The 20,139-nt window shown below is 47.4% G+C and carries 22 protein-coding genes; 7 read left to right on the top strand and 15 right to left on the bottom strand.

Features of this window, described 5'->3' with window-relative positions; genetic code table 11:
* The first annotated feature begins 17 nt into the window (after nucleotides 1–17).
* The 4 genes from OPS25_RS11050 (at nucleotide 18) to OPS25_RS11065 (ending at nucleotide 3,852) form a co-directional block, all read left to right on the top strand.
* Nucleotides 18–1,043: a hydrolase gene (locus tag OPS25_RS11050; RefSeq protein ID WP_265617779.1), complete on the top strand. Its 1,026-nt coding sequence runs from the start codon at nucleotides 18–20 to the stop codon at nucleotides 1,041–1,043.
* On the top strand, nucleotides 1,040–1,279 hold the full coding sequence (locus OPS25_RS11055; RefSeq protein ID WP_265617780.1) for a YheU family protein: 240 nt from the start codon (nucleotides 1,040–1,042) through the stop codon (nucleotides 1,277–1,279). The genes OPS25_RS11050 and OPS25_RS11055 overlap by 4 nt, the downstream gene beginning before the upstream one ends.
* A gap of 170 nt (nucleotides 1,280–1,449) precedes the next feature.
* Nucleotides 1,450–3,201 (top strand): DUF5666 domain-containing protein, encoded by a 1,752-nt coding sequence (locus OPS25_RS11060; RefSeq protein WP_265617781.1) that lies wholly within the window; start codon nucleotides 1,450–1,452, stop codon nucleotides 3,199–3,201.
* 486 nt (nucleotides 3,202–3,687) lie between these two features.
* Nucleotides 3,688–3,852, top strand: a complete 165-nt coding sequence (locus OPS25_RS11065; RefSeq protein ID WP_265617782.1) for a hypothetical protein — start codon at nucleotides 3,688–3,690, stop codon at nucleotides 3,850–3,852.
* Between the two features lie 59 nt (nucleotides 3,853–3,911).
* On the opposite strand, the gene OPS25_RS11070 is transcribed toward OPS25_RS11065, so the two are convergent.
* Genes OPS25_RS11070 through nudE form a run of 3 tightly spaced genes read right to left on the bottom strand, consistent with a single transcriptional unit; the run spans nucleotide 3,912 to nucleotide 5,878 of the window.
* A complete protein-coding gene (locus tag OPS25_RS11070; RefSeq protein WP_265617783.1) occupies nucleotides 3,912–4,481 on the bottom strand; it encodes a YceI family protein in 570 nt (189 codons plus the stop codon).
* Nucleotides 4,482–4,484: 3 nt separating this feature from the next.
* On the bottom strand, nucleotides 4,485–5,312 hold the full coding sequence (cysQ, locus tag OPS25_RS11075) for a 3'(2'),5'-bisphosphate nucleotidase CysQ (protein ID WP_265617784.1): 828 nt from the start codon (nucleotides 5,310–5,312) through the stop codon (nucleotides 4,485–4,487).
* A gap of 2 nt (nucleotides 5,313–5,314) precedes the next feature.
* Nucleotides 5,315–5,878, bottom strand: coding sequence for an ADP compounds hydrolase NudE (gene nudE / locus OPS25_RS11080; protein ID WP_265617785.1), 564 nt, complete (start codon nucleotides 5,876–5,878; stop codon nucleotides 5,315–5,317).
* Between the two features lie 69 nt (nucleotides 5,879–5,947).
* On the opposite strand from nudE, the gene yrfG reads away from it, so the two are divergent.
* The 3 genes from yrfG to OPS25_RS11095 all read left to right on the top strand — a co-directional run bounded on the left by yrfG (nucleotide 5,948) and on the right by OPS25_RS11095 (nucleotide 8,740).
* The gene (gene yrfG, locus OPS25_RS11085; protein WP_265617786.1) at nucleotides 5,948–6,631 is read left to right on the top strand and encodes a GMP/IMP nucleotidase; all 684 of its coding nucleotides are present in this window, start codon (nucleotides 5,948–5,950) and stop codon (nucleotides 6,629–6,631) included.
* A 7-nt stretch (nucleotides 6,632–6,638) separates the two neighbouring features.
* Nucleotides 6,639–7,220, top strand: a complete 582-nt coding sequence (gene yjjX, locus OPS25_RS11090; RefSeq protein WP_265617787.1) for an inosine/xanthosine triphosphatase — start codon at nucleotides 6,639–6,641, stop codon at nucleotides 7,218–7,220.
* A 143-nt stretch (nucleotides 7,221–7,363) separates the two neighbouring features.
* Complete coding sequence (locus OPS25_RS11095; RefSeq protein WP_265617788.1) at nucleotides 7,364–8,740, top strand: NAD-dependent succinate-semialdehyde dehydrogenase; 1,377 nt, start codon at nucleotides 7,364–7,366, stop codon at nucleotides 8,738–8,740.
* Here OPS25_RS11095 and OPS25_RS11100 read toward each other — a convergent pair.
* The 12 genes from OPS25_RS11100 to gspC are packed head-to-tail and all read right to left on the bottom strand — an operon-like array spanning nucleotide 8,737 to nucleotide 20,098.
* The gene (locus OPS25_RS11100) at nucleotides 8,737–9,492 is read right to left on the bottom strand and encodes a type II secretion system protein N (protein ID WP_265617789.1); all 756 of its coding nucleotides are present in this window, start codon (nucleotides 9,490–9,492) and stop codon (nucleotides 8,737–8,739) included. The two genes, OPS25_RS11095 and OPS25_RS11100, sit on opposite strands and share 4 nt — an antisense overlap.
* Complete coding sequence (locus OPS25_RS11105) at nucleotides 9,489–9,968, bottom strand: type II secretion system protein M (RefSeq protein ID WP_265617790.1); 480 nt, start codon at nucleotides 9,966–9,968, stop codon at nucleotides 9,489–9,491. Before OPS25_RS11105 ends, OPS25_RS11100 begins: the two co-directional genes overlap by 4 nt.
* Complete coding sequence (gene gspL, locus OPS25_RS11110; protein WP_265617791.1) at nucleotides 9,965–11,164, bottom strand: type II secretion system protein GspL; 1,200 nt, start codon at nucleotides 11,162–11,164, stop codon at nucleotides 9,965–9,967. Before gspL ends, OPS25_RS11105 begins: the two co-directional genes overlap by 4 nt.
* A complete protein-coding gene (gene gspK / locus OPS25_RS11115; RefSeq protein ID WP_265617792.1) occupies nucleotides 11,164–12,228 on the bottom strand; it encodes a type II secretion system minor pseudopilin GspK in 1,065 nt (354 codons plus the stop codon). The genes gspL and gspK overlap by 1 nt, the downstream gene beginning before the upstream one ends.
* Nucleotides 12,225–12,863 (bottom strand): type II secretion system minor pseudopilin GspJ, encoded by a 639-nt coding sequence (gene gspJ, locus OPS25_RS11120; protein ID WP_265617793.1) that lies wholly within the window; start codon nucleotides 12,861–12,863, stop codon nucleotides 12,225–12,227. The genes gspK and gspJ overlap by 4 nt, the downstream gene beginning before the upstream one ends.
* Entirely contained in the window at nucleotides 12,856–13,239 is a 384-nt protein-coding gene (gspI, locus tag OPS25_RS11125; protein WP_265617794.1) for a type II secretion system minor pseudopilin GspI, read from the bottom strand. Before gspI ends, gspJ begins: the two co-directional genes overlap by 8 nt.
* Entirely contained in the window at nucleotides 13,229–13,870 is a 642-nt protein-coding gene (gene gspH, locus OPS25_RS11130; RefSeq protein WP_265617795.1) for a type II secretion system minor pseudopilin GspH, read from the bottom strand. Before gspH ends, gspI begins: the two co-directional genes overlap by 11 nt.
* 10 nt (nucleotides 13,871–13,880) lie before the next feature.
* Nucleotides 13,881–14,318, bottom strand: coding sequence for a type II secretion system major pseudopilin GspG (gene gspG / locus OPS25_RS11135; protein ID WP_265617796.1), 438 nt, complete (start codon nucleotides 14,316–14,318; stop codon nucleotides 13,881–13,883).
* Entirely contained in the window at nucleotides 14,318–15,538 is a 1,221-nt protein-coding gene (gene gspF / locus OPS25_RS11140; protein ID WP_265617797.1) for a type II secretion system inner membrane protein GspF, read from the bottom strand. Before gspF ends, gspG begins: the two co-directional genes overlap by 1 nt.
* On the bottom strand, nucleotides 15,539–17,098 hold the full coding sequence (gene gspE / locus OPS25_RS11145) for a type II secretion system ATPase GspE (protein ID WP_320411957.1): 1,560 nt from the start codon (nucleotides 17,096–17,098) through the stop codon (nucleotides 15,539–15,541).
* Between the two features lie 2 nt (nucleotides 17,099–17,100).
* The gene (gene gspD, locus OPS25_RS11150) at nucleotides 17,101–19,149 is read right to left on the bottom strand and encodes a type II secretion system secretin GspD (RefSeq protein ID WP_265617798.1); all 2,049 of its coding nucleotides are present in this window, start codon (nucleotides 19,147–19,149) and stop codon (nucleotides 17,101–17,103) included.
* Between the two features lie 19 nt (nucleotides 19,150–19,168).
* Entirely contained in the window at nucleotides 19,169–20,098 is a 930-nt protein-coding gene (gene gspC, locus OPS25_RS11155; RefSeq protein WP_265617799.1) for a type II secretion system protein GspC, read from the bottom strand.
* Nucleotides 20,099–20,139: the final 41 nt, after the last annotated feature.

The raw sequence follows: 20,139 nt of genomic DNA on the forward strand, positions 1-20,139 counted from the left end.
TAGTAAAGTCGGTTGTTATGAGTCATCCTCAGCTAAATCACGGAAAAATCATTGAAAGCGCATTCACCGCTCCGCGCTGGGCCCGTAATCGGCATATCCAGACTATCTGGCCCCGTTTTTTTCAAAAACGTCTGCCTCTTAAATTTTCTATGGAAAGGTTGGCGTTACCCGACGACGATTTTGTTGATCTGGCGTGGGGGCCTAAACCAAAAAAACTGACTGGTTTAGTAACGCTTTTTCACGGTCTAGAGGGCAATATACGCTCTCATTACGCCAACGACCTTATGGCTATTTTAAGTACCAACGGCTGGCAGGTGGTAATGATGCATTATCGGGGTTGTAGCGGTGTGCCTAATAAACTTCCTCGAGCCTATCATTCTGGAGAAACGGAAGATCCCAGTCATTTTTTGGATGTCTTGCATAAGCGCTTTCCCAGCATCCCGAAAGTGGCAGTCGGCTTTTCGCTTGGGGGCAATATGTTGCTAAAACTGTTAGGTGAAAACCCAGCCCAGAAGTGGTTAAAAGCAGCAGTGGCCGTGTCGGCCCCGTTAAAACTATCAGAATGCGCACAGAGCATTAACCAAGGCTTTTCTCGCGTTTACCAAAAATATCTTTTAGGTAGCATGAAGGCTACCTTGAAAAAGAAAATGGAATATATTGATTACCGCCGCTTAATTCAGCTCAAACCTAGTGATTTAAATGACATAACCAGCTTTCAACATTTTGACCAAAAAGTGACGGCACCATTGCACGGCTTTGCTGATGCCGAAGACTATTACGAAAAAAGTAGTGCCTTTCATTACTTAAGTGCAATTCATTGTCCTACACTTATTCTGCATAGTATTGACGATCCGTTTATGAATCACCTGATCATTCCTAGTGAAGAAAACTTGGCTAAAGAGGTGACCATCGAGTTGAGTGATAGAGGAGGTCATGTGGGTTTTATGCAAGGTTCGATGGCCAGTCCGTCGGTGTGGCTACACAAGCGCATAAAACGGTTTGTCGAGCGCTATCTTCCCATCGAAACGGAGGTAAATAGATGATAATTCCTATCGATCAACTTTCGCCAGAAACCCTACAAAATATCGCACAAGAGTTTGTACTTAGAGAGGGTACCGATTATGGCGATGAAGAAGTGGCATTGAGTGATAAAGTGCAACAAGTCATCTCACAGCTCAAGACGGGTGAGGCGGTATTAGTCTATTCCGAACTGCACGAATCCGTCGATATTAAACATTTTTCTGAACTGGCGACTAATCACGAGTCCGACTCACTATAGCTATATAAGCTATTTATAATAAAGGCTTTGTTCTCCAGGCGTACCTCAAAGGCTAACGTCGTCTCGTATCTGTTACCTTATATAGGTATAAGCTTACATTCCCCCCTAATATTGAGAGACAAAATAACCCGTGTATGCTCAGGATATTAATTCAACTCAGGAATTAACCAATGACATATCGTAACTCTTTACTCGCTATTACCATCGCTACCGCTTTGACCGCTTGTGGTGGCGGTGATTCTGCCCCTCCCGCAGTGGAAGAGGCTCCTGCGCCAACTGTACCAGCACCTGCGCCTACACCAGCCCCTACTGCTTCTCCAACTGTGACCCAAGGTGTCATCACAGGCTTTGGCAGTGTGTATGTTAATGGTAAACGGTATGTTTCTGACAGTGCTTCCTTCACTATTGCAGGCCAAAGTGGTGCGCAGGAATCGGGACTCAAGATGGGAATGGTAGTAAAAGTGAAAGCTACCGAAGGAGAAGAAGGTCAGGATCCGGAAGCCAGTGAAATAGAGTACGAAGAAACGTTACAAGGTATTGTTAGCCTAATCGATTACGGTAATGCCCGACTGACTATTTTGGGGCAGGCTGTGTATTTCGATGATTTGACTGAGTTTGAAAATGTCGATCCAGCTCAGTTGAGTATTGGGGACATGGTCGAAATTAGTGGGTACGTCACCGAGTCAGGCTTTTATGCCACCTACGTAGAGCTTGAAGCAGAAGAGGACGAAATAAAACTGGCTGGCTCTGTTTCGGCGTTAAACACTGAAGCGCAGACTTTTTCGTTAGGTCAGCTTACGGTGAATTACAGTGAAGCGAGTTTTGACGATATGCTTGCTGGGGATTTGCGAGATGGCTTGGTAGTGAAGGTAAAAGGTAGCGTTTACGATATCCAGACCCAAACCTTGACCGCGATAGAGGTGGAAAATAAAGAACCGGATGTGGAAAATGATTTCGATGATGTAGATGAAGTTGAAATTGCAGGGGTGGTTACCAGCTACGATAGTGCGGCAGGCACGTTTAAGGTAAATCGCTATAACTTTGTGCTCAACGATGAAACCGAATTCGAAGAGGGCGCCCTTGAAAATTTTGCGGGTAACCTGTGGGTTAAGGTTGAGGGAAGTCGCGACGGCGATACCTTTGTGGCTGAGCAGATCGAATTTAAAGAGCGTAAAAATAACGGTAAATCCGAAGGCCAGGTTACCGCTGTTGACGGTGAGGCCGAAACCTTTGTTATTAACGGTATTACCTTTACTGCAAATGCTGACACCCAATATGAAGATGAGTCAGAACAAAACGAACGTCGTTTTACCTTTGACGATATTGTAGTAAACGACATCTTAAAAGTAGCTTCCAGGGAATTACCGGACAGTACGGTACTGGCGCTGAAAGTTAAACGCATTGATGAAGACGATCGCGAAGGCGAAGTTAAAGGCGTGGTGAAAGCACTTACTCTGGAAGGAATGACAGTGGCGGGTGTGGCCGTGTTGTTTGATGAGAATACAGAGTTCGAAACAGACGAGGGTGATATTACTGCGGAACAGTTTCTTACTCTGGCTGAAGGGAACACTGCACTTATTGTAGAAGTTGAAGGTGAGTATGGTGAACTAGGCCTTATCGCCACGGAAGTAGAAGTGCGGACTAATCGAGATAACGATGATCAGGACGAGGACGATGGAAAAGCTGATAAAGTAGAACTTGAGGGGCTGATTGAAGCAATTAACGGTGAGTCGGTAATAGTGGCTGGCTATGAACTCCGCTTTGATCAGGAGAGTGAACTTGAATTTAATGACGATGCGGTTTCTTTGGAAACATTTTTATCCTCAATTGCAGTAGGTGACGCGCTGGAGTTCACCGGTTTATGGGTAGAAGACACCTATATTCGGGTGTTGGAGGCTGAGGCTGAAACCGCTGCGGAATAGTGGCTTGGACTGATATTCTCCTACACTAAGAGAATGCATTTATAGAAATAGTATAAAAGGCTTGAACACCGGTTCAGGCCTTTATTTTTTGCACCTCTTACCCTTATTTAAGTAGTCACCAAGAAGCGCTCGTTATTGCAATCTAAAGGCAAAGAGATCCACCAACAAAAGCGCGTTTAGTTGCTCGATAATAAGTTTTGATAAAGATTAGTGCGCGTCACTTATTATTGGAACTGATTACGTAGTAGCAGACAGCTCTATTGATAATTGCGTTCTGAAACATGTTTAACATTTGAATAGTGTTTGAAAATAGCCACACTTTCTCCTGCAACCTATCAAAATCATTCGTTACCTCTAATCCCCTGACAGAGGACTTTAATATAACCAACTGAAAAACAACAAATAAGTTAAAAATTTAGAGAATGTGTTTGTTTAGGAGCAAAATTTGCAAAGCAAACTCTGATTTTCATTTGTCATCGGGGGAACATGATGAAAAGTATTTTCACGCACCTTAATAAACCGATTAATCTGGCTAAGCTTTGTCGTGGCAATCAACGTCGCCAGCGCAGGGAAGTGTTGAGCACCATCCTTATGCTGATGATGATGATGATTGTGGCCGGCTTCAGACACGCCAGTGCAACGTCCCGTTAACATCGTAAACAAGGCATCAATGCACAGGGGTATTAAGGGCAGTGCAAGCTGCCCGCCGACTATTGTTGGGTAAAGGTAACGGAGAACGTCACCGGTACACTCAGCGTAATGCTAGATAAGCTTGCAATCTCTTTCAATACTTCTACACCCTGGCCTAAATCAAAGGCATTAGCATCAATCACTGTGGGCGAGACCGTGGTGACGGTCATCATAGTGTCGTTGCGTGCCACACTTACATTAAATGTAGCCGGTGCTTGTTTACCGTGGAGTTCAAGGGTGCCTCTGACTTCTCCCTGAATCACTTTTCCCGACTCAACGTTCATCAAAGGTTCCGGCACTTGGGCGGTAAAGGTCGCATGAGGAAACTTGGCTACTTCGAACAATTTTTCCTGCATCCGGGTGTCGCGAATTTCGATATTGGTATTCACACTATCTAACGGAACTTTAACCGATAACTTACCTGATTTATCCAGCGAACCCGAAAGCGCGTCAAAGCGATGTACTTCGATGACCTGTGCGTTTTTAGTAGAAACAAAATGGAGACTCGAAGCATCTGCATCAATTTGCCACTGTGCGAAGACAGGCGCACTCAATACCCATGCAATTGCGATTAAACTTTTAAGTGTCATATTTTATTCCTTTTCGTATTGGACAATGTCTTTCCACGGGACTCGTTGATCCCCCATTACCACAAAGTCCGGATTATTTAGCGACTTGGTTTGATTGTAGGTCAATGGCTCGAAATCGGCCGCCAAAATTTTCCCGCCTGCTTCAGTAACAATGCATTGTGACGCACCCGTGTCCCATTCGCCTGTAATGCCAATGCGCATGAACACATCTGCCTTTCCTTCCGCGATAAAGCAGGACTTAAGTGAACAACTCCCTAAAGGTAATGTCTGGTAGATGCGGTTACCACTTAAACGCTTGAATATTTTATCCCGTGACTGGCGACGGCTTATCGCGATCATTACCACGCCATTATGCGGGTCATCTAACTTACGCACCCTAATTTGCTTATGTTCATCCGGGCATTCTTTAAACGCACCCTTACCCTTGGTAGCGTAATAAATCGTTTGACCTGTGGGCCAAAAAATTACTCCTAGAATAGGTTCATTATCTTCAACTAAGGCGATATTTACCGCAAAATCGCCACTCCGAGCAATAAACTCCTGGGTGCCATCAATAGGGTCGATAAGCCAGTAGCGGGACCAGGATTTACGATCTTTCAATTTAGCGTTTTTATTTTCTTCCGACAAAATAGGGATGTGCGGTGTTTTTTCAGTCAACTTTTTGGTGATGATATCGTTGGCCAGGTAATCGGCACTCGTCACGGGGGAGTCGTCCGCTTTGGTATAACTTTCAAAAGCGCCCTTATCGTATACCGACAAGATCGCCTGGCCAGCTTCTACCGCAGCGTCTTTGGCCAGTTTCAGTAAGTCTTCAAGGGAGTCTTCGGGCATAGTTACTGCTCCTTTAACCACTTCTGAGCAAGAAATAAGGCTGCGACACAGCGAGCCTCGACGAAATCTGGCCGACCAAGCAAGCTATCGCTATCAGCCATAGGCCACTGTACCACTTCCAACGGTTCTGGTTCATCCCCAGGCAACTGTTGGGGATACAAATCCTGCGCGATGACAATATGCATGGTGGCATTAAAAAATGTGGGTGCCATGCTCACAGCATGGATAAGATGCAGTGACTTGGCTGCGTAGCCTGCTTCTTCCTGCAATTCACGATTGGCTGCCTGTAACGGGGTTTCGCCGGGGTCAATCAAACCTTTGGGAAAGCCCAGCTGATAGGAGTGGGTACCTGCAGCATATTCACGAATCAGTAGCATGGTATCGGCATCTATCATTGGCACAATCATTACGGCCCCGCGCCCACTACCGGCCATGCGTTCAAATTGACGGGTGGCACCATTAGAAAATTCCAGATCCAGCCTTTCCACCTTAAACAGACGACTTTGCGCAACTATCTCACGATGGTGAACTAACGGTAATGGTTTGGAAGGATCAATTTTACTCATGTTATCAGATACAACTTTCGTTATTATTAGTACAACAAGTTAAGGTTACTGCATTTTAAGGAATTTCGCTTGCCATTTCTGCCTTGGAACCAAATCGATACCGTATTACTCGATATGGATGGAACGTTATTAGATTTACACTTCGACACCCACTTTTGGATCGAACATTTACCGAAAAAGGTAGCACAGCTGACCCAAAAACCCATTGAATTGTGTCGCGCTGACATGCTGGCGCACTATGAGCGAGTGCAAGGCAGAATTGAATGGTACTGCCTGGATTACTGGGCCAACGAATTGCAGATGGATATCATGTCTGCCAAACGTGAGATCGAGCATCTTATTGCGATGCGAGAAGATTCGCTGCCTTTTCTGGATGCGTTGCGCGAAAGTGGTAGAGAGGTGGTACTTGTCACCAATGCGCATCCCAATAGTCTGTCGTTAAAGGTTGAGCATACCCAACTCGACGCGCATATTGACACATTAATTTCGACTCATGAATTCAATGTCACCAAAGAATCGCAGACGCTTTGGCAGAAATTACAGGCGCGTTTACAATTTGATCCACAACGTACGTTGTTTGTGGATGATAGTCTGGTTATTCTAACCGCCGCAAAACAATTCGGCATAGCGCATCTGCTAGCCGTGAGAAACCCGGACAGTCAGCAACCTGAGCGCGAAATCAAAGATTTTCCCAGTATCGCTGACTATCGGACTTTACTCGAAGAGATTCGTCAGTATCCAGTAGAGAAATAAAAAAGCCATGAAGAAGTTATTAGTCGGCTCACGTAATCCCATTAAAGTCGCCGCGGCAAAGCAGGCGTTCATGAAAGCATTTAGTACCCAATCCCTGCTAGCCGAAGGCATTAATTCACCTTCTGGCGTAAATCGCCAACCTATGTCGGAAGCTGAAACCAGACTAGGTGCGATTAATCGGGTAAACGCTATTTTAGAGGATTCGCACCTTTGCGTAATGGAGACGGACTGGGTGGTGGCCATCGAGGGCGGTGCGCAGCAATTTGTGGACGGTCCCGCCACGTTTGCCTACATCGCTATCTGGCATCAGCACAAATGGTCAATTGGTCGCAGTGCAAATTTACCCCTGCCAAGCCCGATTTATCAGGCGCTCGAACAAGGGCAGGAGTTAGGTGATGTAATGGACGAATATTTTGGTACCTCAAACGTTAAACAAAAAGGCGGCGCAATTGGATTGCTGACCAACAACCTCGCCACGCGCCAAAGTGTTTATGAGTTAGCCATCATCCTGGCGCTGAGTAAGTTTCAACATGAGATTGGCTGTTCACCTGTGACGACTGTAAAAATTTTACTGATGAGTGCTGAATAATTGCCCATAGCGGTCGCCAGCAACATTAAAAAAAGTTAACCTCATCAGTTATCTATCTGATTATAGGTTGGTAATGCGGCTTCTAAAAATCTGGTTTCTAACTTGCAGGCAGTGCGGTCTCATTCACAAAGTCGGAGACTGTTATGTCCAACACCGTTGAGACGATCAACCCAGCCACGGAAGAGACATTAAACCAATACACACTGCTTTCAGAGAAAGAGGCATTAAACGCAGTGGATAACGCCCACTCGCAGTTTCAAAAATGGCGAAAAACCTCGTTCGCTGAACGCGCTAAACTGTTTCATGCGCTTGCTGACCTTATTGAAGCCCGCTCCAATGATTTAGCGAATCTTATGACCAGTGAAATGGGCAAGGTAGGTGCGCAGGGAAAACAGGAGGTGGCACTGTGCGCCCAAATTTGTCGCTATACCGCCGACCACGCTGAAGATGTCCTGGCCGATGAAAATCGCGTATACGAAGAAGGCACCGCCATCATCACCTATCAACCCATTGGGGTCATACTGGGTATTCAGCCCTGGAACTTCCCTCTCTACCAGGTGATTCGTTACAGCGCTTCTACCATCATGGCGGGGAACGTGGCGGTATTAAAACATGCTGCTAATGTGTTTGGTATGGCGCAAGCTGTTCAGCAACTCTATGAAGATGCTGGTTTTCCTAAAAATGTGTATCAGTCACTATTAGTTGACGGAGAAACAGCCAGTAAGCTGATTTCCCACGATGCCATTCGCGGGGTCTCGTTTACAGGAAGTGATGAAGTAGGTAAGTCTGTTGCCGAAAAGGCGGGTTCGCAAGCGAAAAAATCGGTTATGGAATTAGGGAGCAATGACGCCTTTATCGTGCTGGCTGACGCCGATATAGATACAGCAGTTGAAGCCTGCGTGCAGGGAAGAATTATCAATAATGGTGAAACCTGTGTGGCAGCGAAACGGTTTATTATCGTGGATGAGGTGTTTGACCAGTTCAGAGATGCATTTGTTACCGCATGTAAAGCACTTAAGATGGGCGATCCTAGCGCAGAGGATACTGATATTGGTCCGATGGCTAGAAAAGACTTGCGTGATGAATTACATCAGCAGGTACAAGAATCGGTCAAGAAAGGCGCGGTGTGCAGCTTGGGTGGAGAGATGCCGGATCAAAAAGGTTGGTATTATCCAGTCACTGTGCTGGAAAATGTTAGCGCAGGTATGCCTGCCTACGACGATGAACTGTTCGGCCCGGTTGCCGCGCTGATTAGAGCAAAAGACACACAAGACGCGATGAACATCGCCAACAGCTCACGTTATGGGCTAGGGGGTGGTATTTTTACCGCCGACAGAGACGAAGCCATACGCCTGGCGCGTGATGAGTTTGACACCGGCATGGTGAATATCAATGGGTATGCATTGGCACAACCGAATTTACCCTTTGGTGGGGTTAAAGATAGTGGCTATGGCCGAGAGCACGGCGGCTTCGGTCTTCGTGAATTCGTCAATGTGAAAACACTCATGATTGCCAATTAAAGCTTAAAACGTGTATATCCATCAGCTTCAGGTTGACCAAATAGTAAGGCGGCCTGGCTGACTTCTTCTGGTAGCGAAGGATCAGGCTTAAACTGACCCTCTACGCTTACCAGTTCAAATTCACTATTTAATCTGGCTTTAAGGGTTAGCCCTAACTTATTCGGCTCATCAACGCTAACGCTTACACCTTGCCCGTCACACGCCAGTTTTGCGGTATATTCACCGAACGCGATGGGTCCCTGGGTTCCAGACACGGTGGCATTTAACCAGTCTCCCGTTGCCTCAAGTCTGTGGCAATCTGGGGTAAACTCCAACTCATTCACTAACACTCTGAAACGCCCGCCAGCGTTAACAGGTAAGGGCAATTGCACTTCCGCCAGCACGCGATCGACTGGAAAATAAAGCGAAGCGTCCGCGATACGGATATTTTTGACATTAAATAAACTCACGCTAATGGGTCCCATAAAGGCGACTTCTTCGGCATCCCGAATGTTTCCCGCTACGATATCAGCTTGTACCCTCCCGGAAAGAAGAGACCACGCCGAAAGTTGCCAACGCACGTCTTTTACTGGCATACCTTGCACCACGACCTGTTGCACTTTGCCATCCCAAATGGTGCCGCTTACCCCGCTGATTGTGATGTTGGCGGGGAGGGCCACGCGGCCAAGAACCTGACTCGCTGGCACGTAGGCGAGCACACAAATAACGAAAAAAACTACCCCGGCAAGGGTAAATGAAAGCGAAGACTTCATGCTTTTCCTAACTGTAAGCGTCTGATTTTAACCTGTCCTGGTTCATCCGCTTCCGCAATGTCTGCATTAAGAATGACGATGCCTAGCTTTTCCATTTCCTGTAGCCAACCCAACACGTCGTTAAAGGGCGCTTGATCTACCCAAACCTGCAATTCTTCACCTTGGGGCTGCATGCGGCTAATAGCAATATTAAAGCGGCCAGTCGTGCTGTTTACCACCTGTGGCAATGAGCCAGTGAATCGATTGGGTGTCCCGGCTGCGGCGCGTAATTGCTGAGCACGATTGGCACGCTCGCTTACCCACTCAAGAAGTTTTTGCTGATTGGCCAAGCGGGTTTGTTCGCGTTCGAGCCCGGCGTTTAAGGGGGCAAATATTCCCCAATATAAGATAGCGATGAGGATAACTACGCCACTTAACGCTACCAACATTTGTTCGCGTTCCGTTAGCGCGCGATATTTCTCGATAATTATCTTCACGACTCACTCCGAATGGCTATGGTGCCAATAAACTCGTCTCCGCGATTATTTATAGCCCCGCTCTCCACTTCAAACCCGGCATTTTCAGCGTGTTTTTTAAATTGTTCAAGTGCTTCAAAGTTCTTGCCCGCTGCCTGCATACGAATTTCAGCGCGACTGGCATCAAAGCGAACCGTTTGCGGTTTAACCCGTGACTGGGTAAACGCACTGCCTAACTGACTGAGCATCGCTAACATGGACGAGTTACCCGCCCCTGCTTCTAATTTGGTCATTTCAGACTGGACCGCCCGTTTAACGTCGCGATACACCCCGATCGTTGGAAAACCCCGTTTGACGGTCTGATCAATTTGCTGGGCCAACTGTGCATTTTGTTGTTTAAGCTGCATAAGCCTTACGCCTTTTTCAACGACGCTGGCGGTAAGAACTAATAGTGCCAGTATTGCGGCGACACGCCACTGCTTCCAGGCTGAATTATTTTGCCGTTTGACTTTGTATTCGCCTTGCAGCAGATTGAATGAAACGCTGTTCGCGGTCGTCGCTAGCGTCAACATAGGCAGTTCCACCGCCTCGTTTACTATTTCGGTATTAGGGATGTCTTGCAATGCATATTGCGAGTAGTTTTTAATCTGTAACGGTGCTTTTTGACCTTGACTGTAATGCGCTACCGCGGGGAGGATCCAGTCAACCTCGCCTTGTAAACCACACCATTCATCCTGGCGGATTATAATGTCGTGGCCCACATTCAAGACGGACCAGCCCTCACTAAAATGAGGCACGGCCAGCACGTCCGGAATAATCGTATCGCAGGAAAGTCCGGCGTCAGCTAACCATACTTGCCAGGTCTCAAGCAGTGCGCGTGATACCACTGCTACCGCTTGTTTATCGTTTACCTTTGGGCCTAACGCAAAAAATTGTTTGCCGATATCCTGTGCCAGCTCCTCTTCCAGCATAAAGGGAATGGCAGAAAGCACTTTGCGACTCGCCCGCGGCGGTAAATTCACCCACTTCAATGCTATATTACAGCTGGCCACCAGTGCGATCACCGGTCTTTCACCTGCGCGTTCTGCCAGCGATGATAGCTCAGATGCTTCGGCTAGTTCGCCTGAGGCAATCACTTCTTTTTCCGTGCTTGACCACACCAGCCAGCTGACAGGTTCGTTAATAGAGGAACCCAGCCTTACTAATAATTGTTCCATTAATCAATTCCTCCAAACTCACGTCTGATTACTCGCACCATCTCCCCTTCAGGCGCATGAAACACCGACGTCAGTTTGAATGTCGCTTTATTGTAACGGGTCTTAGTGTGCAACATAAAATATTCCGATGACACCGTAAACCAGGCTATTTGCTCATTGGTTAAGGAGAGCGCAGCGATATCAGGTTCACTCCTGAACTCTTCTACATTCTCCCATCCCTCCTGGGGTCTTGAGCTAATTAAGCTTTTTGCCTGTTGCAGGGATAATCCTGTTAGGCCAGCCATGACTGGCGCGCGTTCTTCGGTGATTGTGTTCACATTCACCTTTAATTCGGTCACCCCTGGCACCACACATATAGAGGGCAAAATTTGATTCAGCCATTTAACTTCCACGCCATTAATCAGACGTAATTCAGATTGTGAGTACATTAAACCATTTGCCGCCAGATATGGAAACTCGCGTGATTCATATTCACTATCCTCTGCGCCATAAGGGCGCATTCTGTCATCCTCGTCCAGCCAGTCAGCCAGGCTATCACGCACGGTGTCTGCTGCGAAATTAGAAATATTAAACTCGGTCGCAAGCAGTAGACGGTGAAACGCCTCCATCGCTGGCGTGACGTCATTTGCGCTGCCATTGCGTTTACTTTTAGGTTTTCTGTTGCCACCATTACCCTCAGCGTTGGTGGTGTCTTCGGCATCGCGGGTGCCATTCGTGCTGCCCGCATCAAGAATAGCATTGAGGTTAAAACAGCTTTGCATATCCTCTAGAGTGGCGCTGATTGTCCCCCCTTCAACGGGATACATAAACTCCTGGGTCCAGGGTTGGTCCAGCGCAATTTTTTCGCGACTTTCCTGCATTAGCAAATCGATCGATTTACGGGCAAATTGTTCTGCACCCATCGCGTACCAGTAAGCCTGATTATTATCCTTTATGTTCATTGCGCGCTGAACTTGAAGCTGTAACCGTGATGCCATATCCGTGGCCAGCACTGAGACCAGTGCCACTACCATTAGTACAATTATTAACGCCACCCCGCGTTGTGGTGCAATACGCGATTTCATGAGCGACTTCTCAGAGTAAATTCGCGCCGAATTTTACCGAAGTCCTGAGTGTCTATTTCAAATGCAACAGCGAGCGGCAAAGTGGTGGAGGTAAAGCTTTCTTCCCAGCTGTTCTCCTCATCGCTAGCGCCTTCGCGCTGGGTTACGGGAAGAAAATACACCCTAAAGTCGGTCACATCTTCCAGCATTATGCGAACTTTTGGCTCATACCCAATGACATTATCCACATAATTGCTATAAAGACGTTCGAGTTTGTTATCTACTAAGCGGTATCCCACATACTGTAACGTGCTGCGAGGCAGCATGTTACGCGGATTATGGCGACCACTGCGTACAAATTCTATGGCATCCGCTTCGCTTCCATCCAGTTTGCCTCCGCGCATCACCACTTCATTGATTTCCCCTTCAATACGCGTGGGCTTGGCGATGGCCTGCTGAATATCCCTTTCTAAGGTAAGCATAGTGCGCTGTAGCTCTTGTAATTTGGAAAAACGTTCTTCGGATAGCGCGTTACTGTCAATCACGGTGGTAAGAATACCTGTGGCTGCTAACCCAATAAGCGAGAAAATCGCCATCGCTATCAAGATTTCGATGAGGGTGAAACCGGTATGTTGGCGAGCTGGAAACCTATTCATCTTGCGAAGGTTTTGCTAAGTAGGTGGTTATAGTAGTAAGGCTGCTCGAATAGTCTTCGTGTAAGCCCACGCTTACTTCAACAGCACGCAGGTCCTTATCGCTGGTTTGGATTACTTTTTGCTGCCAGTACCAGATGCGGTCTGACATTTCCTGTTGGCCTTTTAGATTATTTTTTGGGGGCCAGGTGGGGTCTCTCAGCAAGGCATGTAATCGGTTATTTGCCACCCAGGTAGCAAACGTAATTTCTTCTATTTGCCCTACGCTGAACAAATGGTCGGACGCGGCTTTCATCACCGCGGTCCCTGTAATCGCAAAAATCAACAAGGCCACCATCACTTCCAGTAAGGTCATGCCTCGTGGGAGCTTACTGGACATCAGGCGTCTCCAGTGGCCCTGCTAAAGTGAGAGGGGGGATATCCTCATTCATCAACACAAAATAAGCGGGGGTCTCGCTGCCGAATCCAGGTTCGTAATTGAAGGTTAAGGTGAACGGGGTAACTTCACCACTGGACATTATTAGAACCTGGGGAGGCGGTAACGGTTTATCTTCTTCATTGCCAATGTTAACCCCTTCGTCGGACACACTTAATTCTTCATCAAATAGTTCGCGGTCAAATAAACGGTCTTCCTCCAACCAGGGCAAATCATCTAAATTAAGCTGGAAAGTAAAAGGTTCGGGCAGGGTACGTTTTTGATAAATGTCTTCTTCAATAACCTGCCAGCGATCGTCTTCGTCCAGCCGCATAAACTGATAAAAATTATCCTTTTCTTCAATGCGTAAGCCTAATTCCTGCTGGTTCAGTACGGCGAAATCACTGGCCATATCGATCAGTACTTGTAAGCGGGCGGCTTCCTGCTTTAACCGGTCTGTTTCGCTGCTGCTAAAGACGTTAAATACCACATAACTACTTGCCAGCCCAATCAATAATAAGACCAGCAAAACCTCAAGCAGCGTGAAACCACGCTGCGTAGACTGCTTGTAGAAAAGGTATCGGGCTAACTGCATACCACCAAACTTAGTTTAAGTATTCGTTGATATTCCAGTTGCCGATATCGTCATCAGTGCCTGCTTCCTGATCCGGCCCATTGGAAAAAATGTCAATTCTGCCAAGCTCTCCCGGACTGATAAGGGTATAGGGGTTGCCCCATGGATCATCAGGCAACCGACGAATAAAGCCATCAGCAGGATAATTGCGTGGGATAGGGTCAATGGTAGGCGCGGTGACCAAGGCATCTAATCCCTGTTCCGTGGTAGGAAAAACATTATTACGTAATTTGTACATTTCCAAGGCGCTTTCCAGTTGCTGTATATCCACTGCCGCCTTCTTCAACTGCGCTTCTTCCTGATTACCCAGAATTTGAGGTGCCACCATGGCCGCCATGATACCGATGATCAACAAGACCACCATCACTTCTATCAAACTGAAACCCGAATTCTGTCTAAATGCTTTCATTACATATTCACCATATTGTTTAACGCTAAAATAGGTTGCAGAATGGCCAGTACAATAAATAGTACTATTCCAGCCATACTGACAATGAGCAAAGGCTCAAATACTTTAAGTGAGACACTTATTAACGACTCAAATTCCCTGTCCTGATTATCGGCTGCACGGGCCAGCATTTGTTGTAACTCACCTGACTTTTCCCCTGATGCAATCATGTGCATCATCATCGGGGGGAACATTTTTGTTTTGTCGAGTGACGCGCGTAAACTGCTGCCTTCTTTTACGTTGATAGCTGCTTCCGACACTTCATTTTTAATATGCTGATTTTCTAGCACGTCACTGGAAATGCGCATCGCTTCGAGCAAGGGCACGGCGCTGGCCGATAATATACTTAATGTCCTGGCAAAACGCGCAGTGTTAAGACCGCGGGATACTTTGCCTATAAGCGGTAACTTGAGAATAAGCTGGTGATAGCGAAGCTTCATCGCTGGTTGTTGCAATAGTTGCCGGATAAGTACGGCCAGTAGGATGAGAATAGCAGCCATGACTAGACCATAATCCTGTACGAAGGTACTGATGGTAATCAATACCTGGGTGATAGTGGGAAGTTCTTGCCCCATATTATCAAACTGGCCAACAATTTTCGGCACCACCACGGTCAAGAGCAGGATCACGATAGCCAGCGCGAAAAACATCATTAATGAAGGATATATCATCGCCTGAATGATCTGGCTGCGAGTTTGCTGGCGGCGCTCGGTATAGTCGGCAAGACGGTTGAGTACGGTATCCAGATGGCCGGACTTTTCCCCCGCCGCTACCATCGCCCGATAAAGCTCGTCAAATACGCTGGGAAACTCTGCTAATGCATCGGCCAGTCCATGCCCTTCCACCACTTTGCTGCGAACTGCCATCATCATGTTTTTCTGACGCGGCTTTTCGCTTTGCTCTGCAACGGCGAGTAAAGCCTCTTCAATGGGTAGAGCAGACTCTACTAACGTCGCCAGCTGTCGGGTCATCAAAGCTAACTCCGCGGCCGACACCCGGGGTTTGAATAAACTGAAAGACGATTTGCCGCTTTTACTGCGCTCGGCAACCTGTTCCACTTCAAGTGGAATAAGCCCTTGCTCACGTAACTGTTGCCTGACCTGACGCGCATTATCGCCTTCTAACACACCAGAGGCGTTACGGCCGGAAGTATTTAGCGCCTTATATGCGAACGCTGCCATTTAGTCCTCCCTGGTAACCCGCAACACTTCTTCCAGCGCAGTGGTCCCGGCTAAAACTTTCCGACAGCCATCTTCTCTAATGCTTGGGGTAAAGGTACGGATATACTTTTCGATGGCTTGTTCACCGTGGCCTTCGTGCATCATTTCCCGGATTTTTTCGTCCACGAGTAACAGCTCATGTATCCCTGTGCGGCCACGATAGCCGGTTTGATTACAAGCTGCACAGCCATGGGGCGCATAGATTGTAGGAGGCGCGGCGATGTCGGCTATACCCAGGATCTCCACTTCCTGTGGGGTGGGTGTATGTGGCTGTTTACAATCAGCACACAGGGTGCGCACAAGACGTTGGGATAAGACTGCCAGCAAGCTGGAGGAGAGCAGGAAGGGTTCAATTCCCATGTCTTCTAAGCGAGTAATCGCACCGGCCGCCGTATTAGTATGCAGGGTGGATAATACCAGGTGACCGGTCAAGCTGGCTTGAACCGCGATTTGCGCAGTTTCGATATCGCGGATTTCACCCACCATTACCACATCCGGGTCCTGCCGCAGAATAGCCCGCAATCCTCGCGCAAAGGTCATATCTACCCGTGGGTTGACCTGTGTCTGGCCGATACCTTGTAAGTCAAATTCAATAGGATCTTCAACCGTTAATATATTGCGATCTTTGGAGTTAATTTCAGATAATCCCGCGTAAAGCGTGGTACTTTTACCCGACCCTGTCGGGCCTGTTACCAGAATAATGCCGTGGGGTTTACGGATAAGATTGGAAAAATGCTCGCGATTACGTTTGGTCATGCCAAGGTCAGTCAAATTCAAACGTGCGTTATTTTTGTCTAACAAACGTAGTACCACGCGCTCGCCATGGCTCGAAGGCATGGTCGAGACGCGCACATCCACTGCGCGACCAGCAATACGTAACGTTATCCGCCCATCCTGAGGCACACGCTTTTCAGCAATATCCAGTTTGGCCATGACTTTTATACGCGACACCAACATCGAGGACAGCTTGCGGTTAGGCCGCAATATTTCCCGTAATACACCGTCTACCCGAAAGCGTACTACCAACTGATTTTCAAACGTTTCGATATGAATGTCCGACGCCCCTTCCTTGATCGCTTCGCCGAGCATGGCATTAATTAATTTAATAATGGGCGCATCGTCTTCACTATCGAGTAAGTCTTCGGTATCGGGCAGCTCGTCAGCCAGGGCAAACAAATCGGATTCGTTACCTAAATCTTCCATCAACTGTTTCGCTGCCGACGAGTCGCGTTGGAATGCCTGGGTCAGCAAATATTCGAACTGATCAACGGGGATCTCTTTTAAACGAAACGGTACGCCGAAAAAGCGGCGCACTTCTGCGAACACCGACAAGGGAGTTTCCTTGGTATGATACAGGATGGCCGGTGTTTCATTCTCTTCCAGCAGAACATGATTACGTTTGGCGAAGCTGAAACTTAATTGACGATGATCGGGATCAGCCTCCATACCTTCCTCAGGTAGCGCCTCTAACGCCTCTTCCTGGGCGACGAGAGCTTCATGCAGTTCTACATTTTCCGCCATAATTAATCGTCACCTTTTTCGCGGCGTTCTTTCTCCATCAGGTATTCCTCAAATGTCGGCGGAAGAGTTAATGCATCATTCCATTCGGGCATGCTTGGGCCTTCTTTGTCATACATTAACGGAATACCTTCTTGCTGCCGTTTAAGTTGTTGCGCGCGAATATAATTATATTTGCGATGACTGATTTCGTTCATGGTGACCCCGTCGCGAACGATAGTCGGTTTGATAAATACCATCAGATTACGCTTACGCTTGCTGGTTGAGGTAGTTTTAAACAAGTGGCCAAGAATCGGAATATCGCCTAACAGCGGCACCTTAGAGACGCTTTCCTGCACATCTTCGTCAATCAACCCACCCAGGACGATAGTACCGCCATCATCCACGATAACCGTAGTTTTAATTTCCCGCTTGTTGATAGAGATATCCACCGCAGTTGCTCCGCTTACGCTAGATACTTCCTGTTCAATTAATAACTGCACAGCATCACCCTCGTTGATTTGTGGGGTAACCTTTAATTTGATACCTACTTCCTGACGGTCAACTGTGGTAAACGGATTGGAATTATTATCGCCGGCTGTGGTACCGGTAATAATCGGTACTTCCTGACCGACAATAAAGAAGGCTTCTTCATTATCCATTGTGGTCAGGTGCGGTGTAGCCAGAATATTGGAGTTGGTGTCATTACTTACCGCCTGAACCACAGCGCCCCAACCATCTTTTATCACCCCAGCTATCATGCCACTGGCACCACCCAGCAGATTAGCCAGCGGGGTAAGATCCCCTTCAATGGTTTCTTCCGTTTCCACGGGTTCACCGTTAGCCGAAATGATGGTGCGTTTAACGGTTCTGTCTTCTGCCTGTCTTAAGGCCACACCTAACGATCCCACGGGTACAACACCATTGGTGAATTGAGTTCCGCCACCTTCTTCGGAAACCCATTGTACGCCTAGGGTGGTGCCATCCCCTTCAAAAACTTCCACGATAATCGCTTCCACCTGAACTTGAGCACGGCGCACATCCAGTTGGCGGATAACCTCTTCCAGTGACCGCATCATGTCAGGCTCAGCGGTGATCACCACCGAATTAGACGATTCATGGGCATCAATACTCACTTCGCGGCCTGAACTACTTCTGCGACCGGTGGGAGTAGCGCTGGCTTGCTCCTCCGCCTGAATACTGGCGGATACCCCTTGTAACACCTTCACTAAATCTTCCGCTTTGGCGTAATTTAAAAAGATCACGCGGGTGTTACCGTTGGTTTGTAATTCCTGATCCATTCGTTTGATCAAGTTAACAATACGCTTCCGCGCTTTCTCATCGCCACTGACAATTACCGAATTAGTGCGATCATCTGCAACCACCCGTGGATCGGATTTTGCTCCCGTATTGGCGGCTTTACCCTGCGATTTGTTAATGCTATCGATAATACGCACCATTTCGCCGGCAGAGGCAAATCGAAGTTTGACGATATCTACTTCTTCATCTCCTGCCTGATCTACCCGTTCGATGATCTCGACCAGACGGTTCACCACCGCGGCACGGCCTGTCAGCATCATCACATTGGAAGGGTCGTGGCTGACTACGTTGCCGCCTCCGGCCTGGTCATTAAGTTGACGTAAAATAGGAGCAAGTTCGCGCACTGGTACATTGTAAACCGGCACCACGCGGGTGATCATTTCATCGCCGTCAGTCTCCATGCCTTCGACGACAGGTATATTGGACGTTTTTGCATCCTTTGCGCGCACTACTTTTAAAATACCGCTTGGCATTTCTACCACAGCAAAGTCATAGACCTGAAGAACGTTTAGAAAGAACTGATAGTACTGGTCTTCGTTTAACATATCATAGCTGCGAACACTGATTTTGCCGCGAACATTCGGGTCGACTATGATTGTACGCTGCAGGTTTTTACCCACAATCGTAATAAACTCATTGATGTCGGTATCTTTGAAGTTCGGCATATATTCGGCGGTGTATGCCGCAGCACTGAGCAAGGCAGCGCATAGTGCCAGGCTGATTTTAGAAAACAATTTTTGGCCAACTCGCCTCATATTACAATCGTCCTATATCTTAATCGTAGTCTGCGGATGGGATATCCAGATAAATGGTTTGCATATCCCCGTCGCGCGATACAGTTAATTCAAGTACTTGCGCATTTCGCAATTCATTCATCGCTTCCATGGATTGCTGCGCATCAGTTAAATCCAGCCCGTTAATCTGCACAATCACGTCACCCGTGTTAAGACCTGCAGCTTCAAATAATTCAGGCGATTTTCCCGGGCGTACCTGGTAGCCAATGAGCTGGCCATTTTGAGTTTGCGGCGTTATCGAAATAAATTCGGTGAAACTGGCTGGCTTTTCGCGTAGGTTTTCCGCCAGCTCAAGGGCCTCTTCGCGAACCCCTGGCGACATTTCTTCATTCCGTTGTAAGGGTCTGCTGTTAGGCTTCATGGTGGGCGAATTACGTCGCTTTGCTTTGGCAAAATCAACACCATCCAGCATTAATGTTTCGTGACGTGGCCCGTTACGAATGATCACGCGGTCATGGAATACCTGATGTAAGGTGGCATTCGTGCCTTCTATTTTTTCCCCTAACCCATAGGTATTTTGTTTACCACGATTTTCAATAATGGCCGCCCCGCTTTGCTCAAGCGAACTTGCTACTACTCCGGTCAAGGTAAGGTTCAATTGCGTCTCAGGCGCATCGGTAACCTGCTCAACTTGCGGCGCATCGTCCTGTTTTACCTCACCGAAAAGATTTAACCGTTGTATTTGACTGATGTCGTCCCCACGTTTGGGGCCGCGAACGGTTTGTCCTGAGTTAGCGATATCAACAGATGTGGAGGAAACCTCTGGTTGAGGTATAATTTGCCAGACCAGGCGGGCTGCAAACGCTAGCAAATAAAGACTCAGAAGCACAACCAAAACGAGTTGTAACTGTTTTTGATGCTGGTTAAAGAAGTGGACCAGCGATTGTGAGTTGAATTTGCTGAATGTCATGCTGCCAAAGATGGAACTACTATATTCATTGTATAATTGTA

The sequence above is a fragment of the Alteromonas aquimaris genome (assembly GCF_026183695.1).
Taxonomy (GTDB): domain Bacteria; phylum Pseudomonadota; class Gammaproteobacteria; order Enterobacterales; family Alteromonadaceae; genus Alteromonas; species Alteromonas aquimaris.

Coding starts and splice junctions, on each gene's coding strand:
- gspC (WP_265617799.1), bottom strand. CDS start 20,098: ATGACATTCAGCAAATTCAACTCACAATCGCTGGTCCACTTCTTTAAC.
- cysQ (WP_265617784.1), bottom strand. CDS start 5,312: ATGCCCGAAGACTCCCTTGAAGACTTACTGAAACTGGCCAAAGACGCT.
- gspG (WP_265617796.1), bottom strand. CDS start 14,318: ATGAAAGCATTTAGACAGAATTCGGGTTTCAGTTTGATAGAAGTGATG.
- OPS25_RS11060 (WP_265617781.1), top strand. CDS start 1,450: ATGACATATCGTAACTCTTTACTCGCTATTACCATCGCTACCGCTTTG.
- OPS25_RS11050 (WP_265617779.1), top strand. CDS start 18: ATGAGTCATCCTCAGCTAAATCACGGAAAAATCATTGAAAGCGCATTC.
- gspL (WP_265617791.1), bottom strand. CDS start 11,164: ATGGAACAATTATTAGTAAGGCTGGGTTCCTCTATTAACGAACCTGTC.
- gspH (WP_265617795.1), bottom strand. CDS start 13,870: ATGCAGTTAGCCCGATACCTTTTCTACAAGCAGTCTACGCAGCGTGGT.
- gspE (WP_320411957.1), bottom strand. CDS start 17,098: ATGGCGGAAAATGTAGAACTGCATGAAGCTCTCGTCGCCCAGGAAGAG.
- OPS25_RS11095 (WP_265617788.1), top strand. CDS start 7,364: ATGTCCAACACCGTTGAGACGATCAACCCAGCCACGGAAGAGACATTA.
- OPS25_RS11100 (WP_265617789.1), bottom strand. CDS start 9,492: ATGAAGTCTTCGCTTTCATTTACCCTTGCCGGGGTAGTTTTTTTCGTT.
- yjjX (WP_265617787.1), top strand. CDS start 6,639: ATGAAGAAGTTATTAGTCGGCTCACGTAATCCCATTAAAGTCGCCGCG.
- gspJ (WP_265617793.1), bottom strand. CDS start 12,863: ATGAATAGGTTTCCAGCTCGCCAACATACCGGTTTCACCCTCATCGAA.
- gspF (WP_265617797.1), bottom strand. CDS start 15,538: ATGGCAGCGTTCGCATATAAGGCGCTAAATACTTCCGGCCGTAACGCC.
- gspI (WP_265617794.1), bottom strand. CDS start 13,239: ATGTCCAGTAAGCTCCCACGAGGCATGACCTTACTGGAAGTGATGGTG.
- gspK (WP_265617792.1), bottom strand. CDS start 12,228: ATGAAATCGCGTATTGCACCACAACGCGGGGTGGCGTTAATAATTGTA.
- OPS25_RS11070 (WP_265617783.1), bottom strand. CDS start 4,481: ATGACACTTAAAAGTTTAATCGCAATTGCATGGGTATTGAGTGCGCCT.
- OPS25_RS11055 (WP_265617780.1), top strand. CDS start 1,040: ATGATAATTCCTATCGATCAACTTTCGCCAGAAACCCTACAAAATATC.
- nudE (WP_265617785.1), bottom strand. CDS start 5,878: ATGAGTAAAATTGATCCTTCCAAACCATTACCGTTAGTTCACCATCGT.
- OPS25_RS11065 (WP_265617782.1), top strand. CDS start 3,688: ATGATGAAAAGTATTTTCACGCACCTTAATAAACCGATTAATCTGGCT.
- gspD (WP_265617798.1), bottom strand. CDS start 19,149: ATGAGGCGAGTTGGCCAAAAATTGTTTTCTAAAATCAGCCTGGCACTA.